Genomic DNA, 18,163 nt, shown 5'->3' with positions numbered 1-18,163 from the left:
ACTGTGCCAGATAAAATAATTCATTATCTATTGTAATACTTTTCTTCTGCAATTACAACAATAGAGAGTAAATAAACGGCATTTATTGTGTATATTTGCCGGACTTCTAATGCGGGATGAATTGTGCTATACTATTGTGTATTGGCGCGCATACATGAGGGATACACGGGAGGTGTGTATGATAAAAGACCAGACTTCCAGGAAACAGACAGTCAGAAAAGCACAAAAAGGATTGCTTGGCGTTATATTCAGCCGTACGGCGCTTTTGCTTCTGCTTGTCCTGATGCAGCTTCTCCTTATGCTGGGGGCAGCAACTTATCTGAGTGATTATGTAGTATATGTCTATGGGGCCATGAATATACTTGGCGCTGTTATTGTTGTTTATATTATTAACCAAAGGGGCAATCCTGCCTTTAATATGACCTGGGTGCTTTTAATCCTTGTTTTTCCGGCATTTGGATGTCTTTTCTATATATATGTAAAATCACAGATCGGTACCAGATATATTGGGAAAAGGCTGGCCAGGCTTAAACTCGATACATATCATTATATGGAGCAGAGAAAAGACATTATTGAGGATTTGCGTCTGAGTAAGCCGGCAAATGCAAATTTGGCACATTATATGAAGTATCAGCTGGGTTTTCCTACTTATAGAAATACAAAGGCTCAGTTTTTCCCCTCTGGAGAAGCAAAATTTCCCGTAATGGCCGAAAAACTCAAACAAGCTAAAAAGTTTATATTTATGGAGTATTTCATAGTCGAAGAAGGGTATATGTGGGGGACGATCCTGGATATTCTGAAGGAAAAGGTGCAGGAAGGGGTGGAGGTCCGCTTTATGTATGACGGGATGTGCAGTATCTCCATGCTTCCTTATAATTATCCAAAGCTTATCCGGAGATATGGCATTCAATGTAAAATGTTCAGTCCTATAAGGCCTGTGCTGTCTACCACACAGAACAACAGGGATCATAGGAAGATTTGCGTGATTGACGGGACAATCGGCTTTACCGGAGGGATTAACCTGGGGGATGAATATATTAACAGGAAAGAGCGTTTCGGTTACTGGAAGGACACTGCCGTCATGCTTCAGGGAGATGCCGTGCAGAGTTTGACTATGTTATTTCTTCAAATGTGGAATGTCACAGAGATAAGGCCGGAGCAATATAAAAAATATCTCACTCCTATGTCGGCAGGACTTCACAGGGAGTTAGGGTTTATGATTCCTTATGGCGACAGTCCTTATGACAATGAGGATGTGGGGGAGGAAGTATATTTCCATATATTAAACCATGCCAAAAAATATGTACATATTATGACCCCATATCTGATATTGGATAATGAAATGCTGGATACATTAATGCGGGCGGCCAAGAGTGGAATAGAGGTATGTATTATTATGCCCCATATACCGGATAAGTGGTATGCTTTTGCAGTAGCTAAAACATTTTACAGAGAGTTAATTGAGTCTGGGGTGCAGATATATGAGTTCACCCCCGGCTTTGTCCATGCCAAGATCTTTGTGTCTGACAATGATACGGCCGTTGTGGGGACAATCAACCTTGATTACAGGAGCCTGTACCTCCATTACGAATGTGGTGTGTTTATATATAATAATCCAGTGGTCCAGGATATCGAGGGAGACTTCCAAAAAACATTAAAGCAGTGCCAGAGGATTTCTATTGCGGATTTAAGAGAAACTGGACTGCTGATGGCTGTGTGCGGCCGTGTACTCAGGCTGATAGCGCCCCTGATGTAAGAATCCCCACAGACAAGAAGGCCAGACAGCTGCGAACAATGGGGAGAATGGGAAATAATATTTTACATCACACAAAAAATATAGTATAATTTTTAAGGTAGTTTGATTTCTTAGGCTGCCGTGCACAGAGGACAGGGGGATATGTATCCCAAAGCCTGGCATAAGGGGTGCATATCCTCCTGTCCTCTGTGGATGATCAAGTGTAATAGCGACAAAATACGCAGGAGGGTTTGAAATGGTAAAAGCAGTAGTAGGTGCTAACTGGGGCGATGAAGGGAAAGGCAAGATTACAGACATGCTCGGTAAAGAGGCTGACATCATTGTCCGCTTTCAGGGAGGGGCGAATGCAGGCCATACAATCATCAATGATTATGGGAAATTTGCCCTTCACACACTGCCGTCTGGAGTTTTTTACAGCCATACAACCAGTATAATCGGCAATGGGGTGGCACTGGATATCCCTGTATTGTTCGAAGAAATCCAGACGATTGTGGGCCGGGGGGTACCCATGCCAAAGATTTTGGTATCCGACAGAGCGCAGATTGTGATGCCATACCACAAGGATTTTGACGCATATGAGGAGGAACGGCTTGCAGGGAAGTCCTTTGGATCCACTAAGTCAGGGATTGCACCGTTTTATTCTGATAAGTATGCTAAGATTGGTTTTCAAGTGAGTGAGCTCTTTGACGACGGACTTTTGAAAGAAAAGACAGTGCGTGTGGCAGAGCAGAAGAATGTGCTGCTTGAACATTTATACCATAAACCACTGATCAACCCTGAGGATTTATATAAAGAACTGAAAAAGTATAAAGAAATGATAGCTCCCTATGTCTGCGACGTATCTCTGTACCTCAATCAGGCGCTGAAGGAGGGCAAGAATATATTACTGGAGGGGCAGTTGGGTTCCTTGAAGGATCCAGACCACGGCATTTATCCTATGGTGACATCCTCCTCCACTCTGGCTGCCTATGGCGCTATAGGGGCGGGCATACCTCCATATGAGATTAAGCAGATTATCACCGTATGCAAGGCCTACTCCAGCGCAGTGGGGGCAGGGGCATTTGTCAGCGAGATATTTGGCGAGGAGGCAGATGAACTGAGGCGGCGCGGAGGCGATGGCGGAGAGTTCGGAGCCAAGACAGGACGTCCCAGGCGTATGGGGTGGTTTGACTGTGTAGCTTCCAAGTATGGGTGCAGAATGCAGGGCACAACAGATGTGGCATTTACGGTCCTTGATGTGCTGGGGTATCTGGATGAGATTCCTGTATGTGTGGGATATGAGATTGACGGGGAGGTTACAACCGAGTTCCCTGTTACCCATCTTCTTGAGAAAGCAAAGCCTGTTTTAAAAACACTCCCGGGGTGGAAAACAGATATCAAAGGTATCAGGAAATACGAAGAACTTCCTGAGAACTGCCGTAAGTATATTGAATTTGTGGAGCAGGAGATTGGATATCCAATTACCCTGATCAGCAATGGCCCGGGAAGAGATGATATTATTTATCGATCATAAAATTCTGATACACACCAAAATCTTATAAAAATAATAAAGAAGGATTGTTATAAAATGTATCTCTCATACAGGCCGGTAGGCTCCAGGAGGATTTTACGTTTTATGGCAGTCCTTTTTTGGCCACAGGAATATTTAAGAGACAGATTATAAAGTTTTTAGAGTTCTTCCATAGCTCCGACACATTTGGCGGCTACAATATACCTGTAATAACAAATGAGCAACACATAAGGATATAAGTTTTTAGGAATATTTGCAGGTATGTATTCATATAATGATAAGGCTGAGATTTAGTAAAGGAGGTATTTATATGTATAGAAGCAATAAAAAGAAAATGCAGGAGATGATATCCATGGAAGAATATCTGGAAAGAAGGAAACAAAAGGAAAATACAGAGAAAAAGCATAAGACTTTAACAGAAAAAAGAGCAGCACAGTGGGGAGCTGCCCTGGAGCTTGTACAATTATATGTCTGATGGGTTATTGCTCTGTATCTGTTTTATCTGCCCTGTCTTTATGGGCCAGGCGGAAGAGGAGAGTGTATCCATATATGAGGACGGGAAGCAGGATTGTAGCGGCCATGGATGCTTTCAAAAGTCCCAGTGAAGCAGAGCTGCCAGACAGTGCAAAAACCAATGTGCTGCCATAAAGGCATATGAGAAGAGCTGCGGCGGCCAGCGCCAGGATCCGTTTCGTTTTTTTCATAAATACATCCTTTCTGATTACATAACATGTAATTATAGATATTATAACAAAAAGCAGGTGTAATGCAAGCCCAGATTCCCGGCAGATAAAAAAGGTTTTTAGTAATCGTACAAACGGATAATATTTATTTACTATATTTGAATTTTGGTATATAATGGGGACACGAGTGAAAAATTAAAAAAGGAGTTATATACAATGAGTGAAAAGTGTTTATTGGATCAATGGAGAGACACGGCCTATAACAAGGATTTGACAAGGGAACAGCTGGAGAAGTTCTGGGGAGTGTACTTTAATATCGAGAAGGAGATTTATGAGCAGCTTCTGACAGATCCTGATGTGGAAGTAAAGGGGACAGTAGAAGAGCTTGCCGGCAAGTACGGCCAGGACGTCATGACAATGGTAGGTTTCCTGGATGGCATTAATGACAGCCTGAAGATTCCCAATCCAATTGAGACAATGACAGAGACTACGGAGGTCAGCCTTGCTTTTGATAAAGAGAAACTATATAAAAATATGGTGGATGCTAAAGCAGACTGGCTGTATGAACTGCCCCAGTGGGAAAGTATTTTTGATGAAGAGACAAGAAAGCGGCTCTACCGGGAGCAGAAGCAGTCAGGTACTGTCCGTAAAGAGAAGAAGATAGGAAGAAATGACCCATGTCCCTGTGGAAGCGGCAAAAAATATAAAAAATGTTGTGGGAAGAATATTTAATTCCCTTAAGTCTATATCGGATTTGGACATCCCCCGGACAACTGCGGCCGGGGGATGTGGCTGTTTTATAGGATGGTTTTTGGGAAGGGGAAGCGATGCACATTTATTTTGGGGTGGCGGGCCTAATTTGTGTTGTGTATTATCTAATAATTTGTAAATATACAGGAAGGTGGAATTCTACTTTTTCCGGTTTCTGGCTCATGGCGGCAGCCTTGAATTTTCTTTTAGGGATTTTTTCAGGACACCCGGCTGTGGATAAATTTTTATTTATAGTGATGCTGCCTCTGTGGAGCGTTTTTGTAGTGACAGAACTTTGTATATGTATGGCAATGAGAAACCGGGATGGTGTGAAAGTTAAGTATTTAATTATTCTGGGTGCGCAAGTACGGGGGACAAAGATTACAAATTCCCTGCTAAGGAGGCTGGACGCTGCCCTGAAGTATTTAGAGGAACATCAGGAGACCATTGCAATTGTGTCAGGAGGGCAGGGGAAGGAAGAAGATATAACAGAGGCCTGTGCTATGGCCAGTTATCTGGAAGGGCACGGGATCGAAAGACAGAGGATCTGGCTGGAGGATGCCTCTGTCTCCACATGGGAAAATCTAAGAAACAGCCGGGCCCTGATCGGGGATGGCACACAGCCTGTGGCGGTTGTGACGAATAATTTCCATATGTACCGTGCCTTGAAGATTGGGAGAAGGGCCGGATTTTCTGATATTCATGGAATTTGTGCAAGTGCAAACCCGGTTTTGCAGTTAAACTATATGGTACGTGAATTTTTCGCCGTGATCTGGATGTATGTGCGGAATCTTTCGGGTTGACAAAAGCTAAAGCAGTGTTATAATGAGTCTATATTCAAACTGACAATACATTGATGAGACGAGTAAAGTGTGGAAAGACACAGAGAGGGGAATCTTAGGCTGGAAATTCCCTGTCCTGGAAACATTTGAAAACTACCTCTGAGTGGCTGAAAACAGTCCGGTGATTCCGTTATAATCAAAATTAAGAGGTGCCGGCAATGAGATAATGCCGGGGCAATTAGGGTGGAACCGCGAGATATGTCTGTACTCGTCCCTTTCTGTATTATTATATACGGAAAGGGACTTTTTTATTTCATAGGAAATTACGTCCTATGAAATAAAAACTCTCCGCGGGATCGCGCTGCGGCGGCAGGGAATTATGTTGCTAATGCAGCCCGCCGCAGGCGGAGAATCCTGCAAGCAGGATTCTTTCTTAGTGTCATTAGAAAGGAGAATTTTATGAATAGTATTCGAGATTGTTTTACGTTGAGTAATGGTGTAGAGATTCCCTGCATGGCTTTTGGGACGTATAAAGCTTCTGAGGGCCAGACTGCCGACGTTATTAAAAGGGCCATCGAAGCAGGCTACCGGTATTTTGATACTGCCTCTTTTTACGGTACGGAGAAATATTTGGGGCAGGCTATCAAAGATAGCGGCATACCCCGCAAAGAATTTTTTATTGCCTCCAAGGCATGGAAAGATGAGATGGGACATGAAAAAACAAAAGTGGCCTTTGAGTCCTCTCTGGAAAGGCTTAAAACAGACTATCTTGATTTATACCTGATCCATTGGCCCCTTCCGGTACCAGAGTGTGAAGATTGGAAGGAGTTGGATGTGGATACATGGAGGGCGCTGGAGGAATTATACGGTGAGGGACGGGTGCGTGCCATTGGCCTGAGCAATTTTCTGCCACACCATATTGAGAATATTTTGGAGCATTGTGAGATTAAACCAATGGCAGACCAATTGGAATTCCATCCGGGTTATTCTCAGGAAGCAGCCGTCAGATACTGCCAGGAGAGAGGAATACAAGTCCAGGCCTGGAGTCCTCTGGGGAGAATGCGTATGTTTAAAGAGCCGCTGCTTGTAGAGATATCTGAAAAGCATGGGGTATCTCCGGCACAGGTATGTTTAAGATATGCATTGCAGAGGAATATTATTCCTCTGCCAAAATCTTCTTCTATAGAGAGAATGAAACAGAATCAGGAGATTTTTCATTTTGAGCTGTCCGCTGAGGAGATGTACAGGCTGGAGACAATGCCTCAGGCCGGGTGGTCGGGAGAGCATCCAGACAGGGAGAGGATTATTTTAGGGTAACTGAAATCTATAAAATTTGAATGAAGAAAAGTGAGGAATAAATAATGATTATCAAATTAAAAGACGGTTCCTGCAGAGAATATGCAGAGAGTAAGGCGGTGATTGAAATTGCGGCAGATATAAGTGAAGGACTTGCAAGGGTGGCCACAGCGGGGGAAATCGATGGCCAGATTGTGGATTTAAGGACTATAGTCGACCGAGACTGTGACTTAAGCATCCTGACTTTCCAGGATGAAAACGGGAAAGGTGCATTTTGGCATACGGCCTCCCATATAATGGCACAGGCAGTGAAGCGTTTGTACCCAGATGCAAAGCTGGCAATCGGGCCGTCTGTGGCAGATGGTTTCTATTATGATATTGACAAGGAAATCCCGCTGACAGCAGAAGACTTGGAGAAAATCGAAGGGGAGATGAAAAAAATCGTAAAAGAAAATCTTCCTATCCAGCAATATACAAAGCCAAGAGAAGAGGCAATTGCATACTTTAAAGAAAAAAACGAACCATATAAAGTAGAATTGATAGAGGATCTTCCCGAAGATGAAGTCATTAGTTTCTACTCGCAGGGTGAGTTTACTGATTTATGTGCCGGGCCTCATCTGATGTCTACTAAGCCAGTTAAAGCGTTTAAGCTGACAAGCCTTGCCGGCGCCTATTGGCGGGGAAGTGAAAAAAACAAAATGCTGCAGCGGATCTATGGCACGGCATATCCTAAAAAAGCAGATCTGGAAGCATATCTGACAATGCTTGAGGAGGCAAAGAAGCGGGATCACAGGAAGATTGGAAAAGAATTGGGCCTTTTTATGATGCGCGATGAAGGCCCTGGGTTCCCGTTCTTCCTCCCCAAAGGGATGGTTCTTAAAAATGTACTTCTGGATTATTGGAGGGAAATCCACCGCAGAAACGGCTATGTGGAGATCGCCACGCCTATCATGCTCAGCAGGCATCTCTGGGAGACGTCAGGGCACTGGGATCACTACAAAGATAACATGTATACAACGGTCATCGATGATGTGGACTTTGCCATTAAACCTATGAACTGTCCGGGAGGTATTTTGGCGTATCAGTCAGAACCCAGGTCCTATAGAGATCTGCCTATCCGGATGGGAGAATTGGGATTGGTACACCGCCATGAAAAGTCCGGGCAGCTTCACGGACTGATGCGAGTCCGGTGTTTTACTCAGGATGACGCCCATATTTTTATGATGCCAGATCAGATCAGAGATGAGATCAAAGGAGTTGCCAGGCTTATTGATGAGGTGTACAGGCTGTTTGGCTTTAAATATCATGTCGAGCTTTCCACCCGGCCTGAGGACAGTATGGGAAGCGAAGAGGACTGGGAGATGGCAACAGACGCACTCCGGGGCGCCCTGGATGATTTAGGGCTTGACTATGTAATCAATGAAGGGGACGGCGCCTTTTACGGGCCAAAGATAGACTTCCACCTGGAGGATTCTATCGGAAGAACCTGGCAGTGTGGGACCATCCAGCTTGATTTCCAACTTCCACTCAGGTTTGACCTTGAGTATACGGGAGACGATGGGGAGAAGCACAGGCCTATAATGATCCACCGCGTTGCATTTGGGTCTATTGAGCGTTTTATCGGTATATTGATTGAGCATTTTGCAGGTGCATTCCCTACATGGCTTGCGCCTGTACAGGTAAAGGTACTGCCCATCTCAGATAAATATATGGAGTATGGGAAAAAGGTTCTGGATGTGTTAAATGACAATGGGATCCGTGCAGAGATAGATACTCGTGCAGAGAAAATTGGATATAAGATACGCGAGGCGCAGATGCAGAAGATACCCTATATGCTTGTAGTCGGGGCAAGGGAGGAAGAGGAAGGCCTGGTATCAGTGAGAAGCCGGTTTGCAGGCGACGAGGGCCAAAAGAGGACGGAAGAATTCCTTGCGGATATACAAAAGGAAATTTCTTCCAGGTCTGTAAGAGAGACAGAGACGCAGGAATAAATGCATTGATTATGGGGCATAATGATACTGATTTCAATATAGAAGGAGGTATGATCATGCCAGAATTAAAATGTACAGTACAGACATGTGTGCATAACCAGCAGTTTTTATGTGCTCTTGACAAAATCCAGGTGGGGGGCAGCCAGGCTACGACCGCAAGGGAGACAAGCTGTGACAGTTTCCAGAAGAGAAACGGGGACAGCTACAGTAATGTGACAGGGGCGGCTTCAGACTGCAGCTGTATTGACTGTAAGGCGACAGGATGTAAATATAATGATAACTGTGAATGCCATGCAGGGAAAATCAGTGTGGAAGGCAGCAATGCCTGTCAGTGCGAAGGTACTGAATGTGCCACATTCTCCTGCAGAGGATGAGGAAAATAACATCCGCTTTGTAAAAAGTGAAGTATATGGGCAGGCGCCCGGCATATATCCGCCGGCACCTGCCTTTTACATGTGCAGAAAAATTTCACCTGCCTAAAAGGCTGTCCTATGTTGACTTGCCTATAGCAGACGCGCTATAATCATCATATGTGTAAAATTGGGAGAGGACTTAAGGATGAAAGATGATAAGCAAAAACAACAGGATAGGATAAAAGGGGATTTTCAGGAAAAGGACAGGCAGCATGTAAAGCAACAGGAAGAGAGCAGCGGATATTATGCAAACAGGCCTTCTTTTGGCAACGGCGGCCCATCTAAGCTGCGGCAGAAATTCAGCCGGGGAATGACATTTTTTGTGGTGATTGCCGCATGTATTATATTTTATTTTGCACTTTTGAGGGTTCACGCCATATCTGGTGTATTAAAAGAAATTATTCAAGTTTCAAAGCCAGTAGTCTACGGACTTGCCATTGCATATCTTTTGAATCCCATTGTAAAATTTGTGGAAGGCCATTTAAAGCCATTCCTTGAAAAAAGGATTTCCAATGACAGACGTGCGCAGAATATAGCCCGCTGTACGGGGATTTTTATAGCGGTCACGGTGCTGCTCCTTATTATTGTGGCACTTTTTAATATGATGATCCCTGAACTGTACAGGAGTGTCCGGGATATGATCCTGACTGTGCCAAGCCAGCTGAACCAGGTAGTAAATTCAATTATGAAAATGAACAGCCAGGATTCTACACTGAGCCAGCTTCTTGCAAATATATTGAAGGAGCTCACTGATTATGTGCAGACATGGATGCGCAGCGATCTTTTGAATCAGATTAATATTGTAATGTCCAATCTGACTGTGGGGGTTATCAATATAGTCAGTGAGCTGTTAAATGCTGTCATTGGAATCATTGTGTCTGTATATGTGCTTTTCAGTAAAGAAAAGTTCTCAAGCCAGTGTAAAAAAATTGTATATGCACTGTGCAAGCCGTCCCACGCAAATATGGTTTTGCATCTGACCATTAAAAGCAACCAGATTTTTGGCGGATTCATTATTGGCAAGATTATTGATTCGGCTATTATCGGGGTTCTGTGCTTTATTGGGTTATCGGTGCTGAATATGCCCTACACGCTGCTGGTCAGCGTGATAGTGGGGGTGACAAACGTCATTCCCTTTTTTGGCCCCTATATTGGGGCAATACCCAGTGCTATCCTGATTATGCTCTCAGATCCGAGGATGGGGTTATATTTTATTATTTTTATACTTGTCCTGCAGCAGCTTGACGGGAATGTAATCGGGCCTAAAATCCTGGGGGACTCTACAGGACTGTCGGCTTTCTGGGTTGTATTTGCTATCTTGCTGGGCGGAGGCCTCTTTGGTTTCTTGGGAATGATACTCGGAGTACCTACTTTTGCTGTGATCTACTATATTGCGAATATGCTGATTAACCACAGGCTTGAGAAGAAAGGCCTGCCTGTGGAGACTGTGGCATATGGTGAAATGAGTTATGTGGATTCTGACGGGACATATGTATCCTCGGATGACAATGAGATGAACCAAGAGCCTGTCATGGGCAGCGGACCAAAAGAAAAAGTAAAAAAAGGAAAGGGAGAATAGAAGATGCCAATACGTGTACAAAATGATTTGCCGGTAAAAGAAATATTAGAACAGGAAAATATTTTTGTTATGGATGAATACCGCGCGGCGCATCAGGATATTCGCCCAATCAGTATTGGACTGTTAAATCTAATGCCCTTAAAAGAGGACACGGAACTGCAGATTCTGCGTTCTCTTTCTAATACGCCCCTGCAGGTGGATGTGACATTTGTGCGGGTAAAAAGCCATGTATCCAAAAATACTTCCACAAGCCATATCTATAAATTTTATGAGACTTTTGACAGTATAAGAGACAGAAAGTTTGATGGATTTATCATAACAGGGGCGCCAGTAGAGCAGATGCCTTTTGAGGAAGTCGATTACTGGGAAGAACTGAAAAGTATTATGGACTGGACTGCTTCTAATGTGACTTCGACCCTGCATCTGTGCTGGGGGGCACAGGCAGGTTTGTATTACCACTATGGGATAGATAAAGTGCAGCTGCCCCAGAAAATGTTCGGTGTATTCAGGCATCATGTGAGAAACCGAAAAATTCCGCTGGTAAGAGGGTTTGACGATATCTTTTATGCCCCCCATTCCAGGCATACTACAGTTCCGTCAGAACTCCTTAAGAAGGATGCAAGGATTACAATTCTTGCAGATTCTGATGAGGCAGGAGTGTTTTTGTGTATGGCCAAAGATGGGCGCGAGATATTTGTCATGGGCCATCCAGAGTATGACCGGGTGACGCTGGATACGGAGTATAAGAGAGATAAAGGGAAAGGGTTGGATATTCAGATTCCTGCCAATTATTATCCAGATAACAATCCAGACAACAGGCCGGAGCTTGTATGGAGGTCCCACGCAAATAATCTGTACACAAACTGGCTGAATTACTACGTGTACCAGGTGACGCCATATGATATGATAGGGACGCCGTTTTAGAATGATGTAAATGGTGTGGTAAAAAAGAACTGGAAATAGTGTAAGGAGAAAAGGCATGAAAAGATACATAACAAGACAGACGATAACATTCTTAAGAAACGAGTATAAATATTTAGTGGGTTGGGGCGCTGGAAGAGATGAGTTCTTTAGGCGTTATAATCCAGCCATGTATCAGCTGGATTATATGATTGACAGTAAAAATTGTTATTTTGGTGATATCTGCGGCATAAAAATATCATCGGAGGCTATCCTGGATGGCCTAAAGGATAGAGGGAGGATTTGCTTTATTATATATCCAAATGCAGAGCTGGAAATTATAGAACAGATTCAGCAACACGTTTTAGATTTTGATATAATTGCGGCCAGACTTATTGACTGCGGTGATCAGCCTGTTAGTACTGGGTTTTCTTCAGATAATGAGGATATCATAATTGCCCATGCATTGTCAAAACTTGGTGTGGAAAATCCTTATTATGTGGATATTGGAGTGTGTCACCCGGTAATCCGTAATAATACGTATTTGTTTTATGAAAGAGGGTACAGGGAAGGGGTTTTGGTAGAACCCAACTTGGATATGTGTGGACTTGCAGAAGCTTACCGGGGAGAAAATACAATAGTCAGGGCTGGAGCCTGTGCCTCAGAAAGCGGGATACTTAAATATTACCGTCATCCTTTATCTACTTTTGCCGGGCATAATACATTTAGCTTAGAAGAGGCAGAAAAAGGAGGGTTTGCTGATAATTATATCGAGGTTCCTGTCTATAATATCAATCAGATAATGGCTGAGAATTGCAGAAGAAATCCAGATATACTTGATATAGATACAGAGGGAATGGATTATGAGCTGCTGAGAGTTCTGGACATGGAGAAATATAGGGCAAAGATAATTTGTACAGAGTCATGTATGATCAGGGAGCAGATGAATAAGCTGATGGCAGAGAAAGGATACATACATTTTATGGATACTTTGGAGAATTCCATTTATATAGCCAGAGAATGTATGGAAATGCTCATTAAATAGTCATTGGTGTGCAGCTTATAGGAGGGATATGGTTACTTTATAACCATGTCCTTTTGTTTTGGGGAAGGATTGCTTGTGAAAATACAATAGGCGGCATGCAAGTCCTATTTTTGCCTTATAGGTTCAGTCCAAAAAGGCAGGATATGGCGGCGCGGAATTCTTCTTTTATCAGTGCGGAATCAGCTTCAGGGTTCTGGCATTTATATTCTATCTTATATTTGCAGTATGCAACACTGATCTCATTGAGTATCTCCAGGTTGTCAGGCGTGACAGCCGTGTCCTCAGAGAGAAGTATCTTAAGCAGATGCAGGGAACGTTCTGTAAGATTTCTGCCAAAATACATAATCTCTATATCATCAGAAAAATATTCACGCTCTTCCGGGAAAAGCTCATAATACGTATTCATTATATTATATAAATTATCACTGTCCTTGCCGAAAAAGAAATTATAGAATACGAGAGGTTCTTCCAGGACAGCATCAAAAAAATAATTCCATATCTTGATAAACTGCTCTATAGGGGTACGGGCCTCATGGCTTAAGTGGTTTAATGCGTGGCTGTATTCTCCGAAATATTTCATGGATGCCAGCATAAGGAGCTGGTTTAAGTCCTGGAAATATAAATAAAGTGTAGAGTTGTGGAAACCGGCCCTTTGGGCGATCTTCCGAATAGAGACATTCTGGAAGCCTTCCAGGTCAATCAATTCCTTTGCCGCATTTATAAATTGGATACGTTTCTGCCTCTTCTGCGCGTCTGCTTCTATATCATTTACATTCATAATCTGTTCTCTTTTCTCCGGCCATATGCCGGTCTGAATTTCTTTAATAATATACCACATTTTTGAAACTAATAAAACGGATATCTGTTTAACTTTTCCGCAAATGTCGGCCTGATTATAGATTATGTCTATAATCAGGGCCAGCAAGGGGACTTTTATGATAAAAAAATAACAGGTATACCTTGACAATAAGCGCGCTTATTGTTAAGATGATTGTATAATATTTATTATAAGCGCGCTTATCAAAATGTGGAATTGGCAAAAATGACATATAGATAATATCTATATGAAAAAGAAGGAGGAAGTCATGAAACTGGAGATTGGTAATTTCTATGTGAAAGATATCGTATTTGGGGAGCAGCTGTCGTTTAATGACGGCGTGCTGACCATTAACAAGGAAGAGGCTCTTAAGTTTATCTGCGAAGATGACCGAATCACAGAAGCAGATCTCTACATCGCAAAGCCAGGCGATAAGATCCGCATGTGCCCTGTAAAGGAAGCCATCGAGCCAAGGACCCGTCCAGACGGGAGAAGCCTGTTCCCGGGATATACAGGAGATTTGGCCCAGGCAGGAGAAGGCGTTACCTATGCATTAAAGAATTGTAGTGTACTGGTAGTAGGAAAGCATTGGGGGGGATTCCAGGACGGACTCATTGACATGAGCGGCGAAGGCCAGAAATATACATATTTTGGACAATTGAACAATATTGTGCTGGTGGCCGACACAAACGAAGATTTTGAAAAGAATGAGCAGCAGAAGAAGAACGATGCGCTCAGGAGGGCAGGGCATAAGCTGGCCGAGTTTATCGGTGCCTGCTTAAAAGACCTGACACCGGAGGACACAGAGGTTTATGAGTCTAAACCAATGATTAAGCGGGGGGAAGAGATTGAGAAACTCCCTTCTGTTGTCTATGTAATGCAGCCGCAGTCCCAGATGGAGGCGATGGGATATAATGACCTTATCTACGGCTGGGATACAAACCACATGGTACCCACGGTTATGCAGCCTACGGAGGTGCTGGATGGCGCTATTGTATCAGGAAGCTTTATGCCGGTTTCCTCCAAGTGGTCCACTTATGACTTTCAGAATTGCCCCAATATTAAAGCTCTTTACAGAGAGCATGGCAAAACCATCAATTTTCTTGGGGTTATCATGTCCAATCTGAATGTTGCCCTTGAGGAGAAAGAAAGATCTGCCCTTTATGTTGCGCAGATTGCGACGACCCTGGGAGCCGATGCAGCAGTTGTGGCAGAAGAAGGGTACGGCAACCCGGATGCGGACTTTGTAGGGTGCATCGTTGCACTGGAGGATGCAGGCGTTAAGACAGTAGGCGTGACAAATGAGTGCACGGGCCGTGACGGGCAGTCCCAGCCTCTTGTGACATTGGATGAGAAATGCGATGCAATCGTATCCTGTGGTAATGTATCAGAGATGATTGAATTACCTCCTATGGAAACAGTACTTGGAGAACTGGAAGCCCTGGGAAGGGACGGACTTTCCGGCGGATGGGCAAATGACGAGATTTTAGGGCCATCAGTCAGGGCAGACGGTTCTATCATTATGGAAAATAATGCAATGTTCTGCGGCGACCAGGTTTGCGGATGGTCTCCGAAAACAATGAAAGAATTCTAATGGAGGGAAGAAAATGAAAAAAGCGATTGTATATATAAATCAGTTTTTTGGCCAGATTGGCGGAGAAGAGCAGGCTGGGATAGAACCTCAGATTCACGAAGGGCAGATAGGCCCGGCTATGCAGTTTGACAAACTTTTGGATGCAGAAGTGACACATACGATTATCTGTGGTGACAACTATATGGGGTCTAACACAGAGGCCGCCATTGCAACAATTTTGGGAATGCTGGAGGACAAAGAGTTTGATATTTTTCTGGCAGGCCCGGCGTTCCAGGCAGGGCGCTATGGAGTTGCCTGCGGTACCATCTGTAAAGCTGTAAAAGAAAAGTTTGGCGTTCCGGTTGTTACTTCTATTAATGAGGAGAACCCAGGGGCGGAGATGTTCAAGAAGGAGATGTATATATTAAGAGGCGGAAATATTGCATCTAAGATGAGGAAGGATGTTGCCGCCATGGTCAGCCTTGCCAATAAGCTGCTGAATGGGGAGCCGGTGGGCAGCGCTGAGGCGGAGGGGTATTTCCCGAGAGGAATCCGCCGCCAGGTATGGCGGGAAGATGCAAAGCCTGCTTCTGAGCGTATGGTAGAGATGCTTGTTAAAAAAGTAAATGGGGAACCCTTTGAGACGGAACTTCCTATACCTAAGATGGACAGAGTGCCTATAGCGCCCCCTGTGAAAGATTTAAAGACAGCCAGGATTGCCTTGCTCAACACGGGCGGTATTGTGCCGGTGGATAATCCAGACCGTATCCAGTCCGCATCCGCCACACGCTGGGGAAGATATGATATCTCTTCCACAGAGGCTTTAAAAGGCGGAGAATATAAGACAATCCATGCGGGGTTTGACCCGGCTGCAGCAGATGCGGACCCCAATGTCATCACACCCGTAGATGCACTGAAGGTATTGGAAAAAGAGGGAGTGTTTGGAAGCCTGCACCCATACTTCTATTCAACAGTAGGTACAGGAACTACCCAGGCGGAAGCGCAGAGAATGGCGCAGGAGATGATTCCATATCTTAGGGAGGACCATGTAGACGCATGTATTATGGTTTCCACGTGAGGCACCTGTACTCGTTGCGGTGCAACGATGGTGAAAGAAATTGAGAAGGCTGGCTTCCCGATTGTACAGATGTGTAATCTGGTTCCTGTGGCAAAGACCGTAGGATCGAACAGGATTGTGCCTACCATTTCCATCCCATATCCTCTGGGAGATCCGGGGACAACCAAGGAAGAGCAGTGGAAGCTGCGTTATCACAGGACGAAAGTGGCTCTGGAAAGCCTGGCTACTGAGATTAAAGAACAAACCGTATTTCGTGTTTAATGGTACAGAGAGTAAAGTGAAATAAGGTTGGAAGAAATTCATAAGGGAAGGGAAAGGGTATGCAAATCACTCTTTCAACCTGAGATTTGCAGGACTGCCCTAAAATAAATATTCACGCGGGAGAAGTGTGGCGGCTGTGGCCATGAAGTGATATCCTGCTGGAGCTTCATATTTTAAGGCAGTCCCATGGTGCAAAATATGGAAAAAAGTAAAGTGAGCAATGTCGTTTTTTATGCATCATTGATACTGACAGGTGGTATTGCCATCTGGGCAGTGGTAGGGAATGCTAGTTTTTCAATTGTATCCAATGCCGTATTTGGATTCCTGACTACGAATATGGGGTGGTTGTATCTCCTTGCAATGACCTTTTTTGTAATCTTTGCGATTGGCATTGCGTTTAGTAAATACGGGAATATCCGCTTGGGCCCGGATGGATCCAAACCAGAATATAAGACGGTGTCCTGGTTTGCCATGCTCTTCGGGGCAGGTATGGGTGTAGGGTTAGTATTCTGGGGGATTGCAGAGCCAGTTTCCCACTATATCAACCCAATTGCAGGGGTGGAGCCGGCTACGGCGGAGGCAGCGGATTTTGCTATGAAGTCATCCTTTATGCATTGGGGAGTCCATCCGTGGGCTGGCTATGCCATCATAGGTATGGCGCTGGCATATTTCCAGTTCCGTAAGAATAAACCAGGACTGATTAGTTCTATTTTTGAGCCTCTGATCGGTGAAAAAGGGGTGAAAGGCCCTGTAGGGAAATTGATAGATGTACTTGCTGTGTTTGCGACTGTTGCAGGAGTTGTAACTTCTTTAGGACTGGGAGTCCTCCAGATTAACAGTGGGCTGCAGTATCTGTTCGGGATTCCCACCACCCTGATTATCCAGATTATTATTATAGCTGTCATTTCTGTAATTTATATATGGTCGGCTGTATCTGGAATTGATAAGGGCATCAAGATTATATCCGATGCAAATCTGTATATTGCCTTTGCCATTATGATTGCGGCAGTCCTGGTGGGCCCGAAGCTGGAGATTGTAAATAATCTTGTGAATGGCTTTGGGAGCTATATTGGGAACTTTATGCAGGATAGTCTGGGAATCAGTACATACGGTGATAATTCCTGGGTAGAGGCATGGAGAATTTTCTACTGGGCATGGTGGATTGCCTGGGCGCCATTTGTCGGTATTTTTATTGCCAGGATTTCCAAAGGCAGGACCATCCGGGAATTTGTCCTGGGTGTAGTTGCGGCTCCCAGCTTGGGGTCTATCCTGTGGTTTGCTATTTTTGGGTCCATGGGCCTGCACTTGGGGGAGACAGGGACGTTGTCCCTTGAGACATTAAAGGAGGTTGCAGCGGTTCCTGAAACCGGCCTCTTTGTAGTCATGAAAGAATTCCCGCTGGGAACAGTGCTGTCGCTGGTTGCGCTTGTACTGCTGTGTACGTTCTTTATTACATCGGCAAATTCTGGCACATTTGTGCTATCTATGCTGACATCGGACGGAAATTTAAATCCGCCGAATAACAAAAAGGTATTGTGGGGAGTTGTCCAGTCTGTGACTGCAGTGGGCCTTTTGATTGCAGGAGGGTTAAAACCTCTTCAGACGATCTCCATTGCAGCTGCATTTCCATTTATATTTATTATGCTGTTCACCTGTGCTTCGTTAATAAAAGCATTAAAGACGGAAAAGAAATAAGGATAGTAACTGACAGGCAATAGTTTGAGAAAAT

Annotated in this window: 16 protein-coding genes and 1 other annotated feature; of the genes, 14 read left to right on the top strand and 2 right to left on the bottom strand. The window is 44.2% G+C overall.

Features of this window, described 5'->3' with window-relative positions:
* Positions 1-178 precede the first annotated feature (178 nt).
* The 3 genes from cls (at position 179) to EFA47_RS19865 (ending at position 3,741) form a co-directional block, all read left to right on the top strand.
* A complete protein-coding gene (cls, locus tag EFA47_RS09180) occupies positions 179-1,756 on the top strand; it encodes a cardiolipin synthase (RefSeq protein ID WP_122643002.1) in 1,578 nt (525 codons plus the stop codon).
* 235 nt (positions 1,757-1,991) lie between these two features.
* On the top strand, positions 1,992-3,269 hold the full coding sequence (locus tag EFA47_RS09175) for an adenylosuccinate synthase (protein WP_122643001.1): 1,278 nt from the start codon (positions 1,992-1,994) through the stop codon (positions 3,267-3,269).
* A 307-nt stretch (positions 3,270-3,576) separates the two neighbouring features.
* Positions 3,577-3,741: a hypothetical protein gene (locus EFA47_RS19865; RefSeq protein WP_164689963.1), complete on the top strand. Its 165-nt coding sequence runs from the start codon at positions 3,577-3,579 to the stop codon at positions 3,739-3,741.
* Positions 3,742-3,745: 4 nt separating this feature from the next.
* On the opposite strand, the gene EFA47_RS09170 is transcribed toward EFA47_RS19865, so the two are convergent.
* Positions 3,746-3,970 (bottom strand): hypothetical protein, encoded by a 225-nt coding sequence (locus EFA47_RS09170; protein WP_122643000.1) that lies wholly within the window; start codon positions 3,968-3,970, stop codon positions 3,746-3,748.
* Between the two features lie 195 nt (positions 3,971-4,165).
* Between EFA47_RS09170 and EFA47_RS09165 the strand changes: the two genes are divergently transcribed.
* The 8 genes from EFA47_RS09165 to EFA47_RS09130 all read left to right on the top strand — a co-directional run bounded on the left by EFA47_RS09165 (position 4,166) and on the right by EFA47_RS09130 (position 12,705).
* Complete coding sequence (locus EFA47_RS09165) at positions 4,166-4,681, top strand: SEC-C metal-binding domain-containing protein (protein ID WP_122642999.1); 516 nt, start codon at positions 4,166-4,168, stop codon at positions 4,679-4,681.
* Positions 4,682-4,932: 251 nt separating this feature from the next.
* A complete protein-coding gene (locus EFA47_RS09160; protein WP_235853244.1) occupies positions 4,933-5,502 on the top strand; it encodes a YdcF family protein in 570 nt (189 codons plus the stop codon).
* Positions 5,503-5,543: 41 nt separating this feature from the next.
* Positions 5,544-5,760 (top strand) — a binding site (T-box leader).
* A 180-nt stretch (positions 5,761-5,940) separates the two neighbouring features.
* A complete protein-coding gene (locus EFA47_RS09155) occupies positions 5,941-6,798 on the top strand; it encodes an aldo/keto reductase (RefSeq protein ID WP_122642997.1) in 858 nt (285 codons plus the stop codon).
* A 44-nt stretch (positions 6,799-6,842) separates the two neighbouring features.
* Positions 6,843-8,768, top strand: coding sequence for a threonine--tRNA ligase (gene thrS / locus EFA47_RS09150; RefSeq protein WP_122642996.1), 1,926 nt, complete (start codon positions 6,843-6,845; stop codon positions 8,766-8,768).
* 56 nt (positions 8,769-8,824) lie between these two features.
* Positions 8,825-9,142, top strand: a complete 318-nt coding sequence (locus EFA47_RS09145; protein WP_122642995.1) for a DUF1540 domain-containing protein — start codon at positions 8,825-8,827, stop codon at positions 9,140-9,142.
* Between the two features lie 184 nt (positions 9,143-9,326).
* A complete protein-coding gene (locus tag EFA47_RS09140; protein ID WP_122642994.1) occupies positions 9,327-10,760 on the top strand; it encodes an AI-2E family transporter in 1,434 nt (477 codons plus the stop codon).
* A gap of 3 nt (positions 10,761-10,763) precedes the next feature.
* Positions 10,764-11,684, top strand: a complete 921-nt coding sequence (metA, locus tag EFA47_RS09135; RefSeq protein WP_122642993.1) for a homoserine O-acetyltransferase MetA — start codon at positions 10,764-10,766, stop codon at positions 11,682-11,684.
* A gap of 55 nt (positions 11,685-11,739) precedes the next feature.
* Complete coding sequence (locus tag EFA47_RS09130; RefSeq protein WP_122642992.1) at positions 11,740-12,705, top strand: FkbM family methyltransferase; 966 nt, start codon at positions 11,740-11,742, stop codon at positions 12,703-12,705.
* Between the two features lie 115 nt (positions 12,706-12,820).
* On the opposite strand, the gene EFA47_RS09125 is transcribed toward EFA47_RS09130, so the two are convergent.
* Positions 12,821-13,483 (bottom strand): TetR/AcrR family transcriptional regulator, encoded by a 663-nt coding sequence (locus EFA47_RS09125; RefSeq protein WP_164689962.1) that lies wholly within the window; start codon positions 13,481-13,483, stop codon positions 12,821-12,823.
* 307 nt (positions 13,484-13,790) lie between these two features.
* Between EFA47_RS09125 and EFA47_RS09120 the strand changes: the two genes are divergently transcribed.
* From EFA47_RS09120 to EFA47_RS09110, 3 genes are all read left to right on the top strand, one after another.
* Positions 13,791-15,116: a glycine/sarcosine/betaine reductase component B subunit gene (locus EFA47_RS09120; RefSeq protein ID WP_122642990.1), complete on the top strand. Its 1,326-nt coding sequence runs from the start codon at positions 13,791-13,793 to the stop codon at positions 15,114-15,116.
* A gap of 13 nt (positions 15,117-15,129) precedes the next feature.
* Entirely contained in the window at positions 15,130-16,434 is a 1,305-nt protein-coding gene (gene grdH / locus EFA47_RS09115; protein WP_122642989.1) for a betaine reductase selenoprotein B, read from the top strand.
* A 198-nt stretch (positions 16,435-16,632) separates the two neighbouring features.
* Positions 16,633-18,129 carry a glycine betaine uptake BCCT transporter gene (locus EFA47_RS09110; protein ID WP_122644483.1) on the top strand — a complete coding sequence of 499 codons (1,497 nt, stop codon included), beginning with the start codon at positions 16,633-16,635 and terminating at the stop codon, positions 18,127-18,129.
* Positions 18,130-18,163 lie beyond the last annotated feature (34 nt).

Source organism: Luxibacter massiliensis, from assembly GCF_900604355.1.
In the GTDB taxonomy this organism is placed as follows: Bacteria; Bacillota; Clostridia; order Lachnospirales; family Lachnospiraceae; genus Luxibacter; species Luxibacter massiliensis.
Note: the sequence above shows the minus strand (reverse complement) of the source record. Positions and strands in the feature narration are given on the sequence as shown.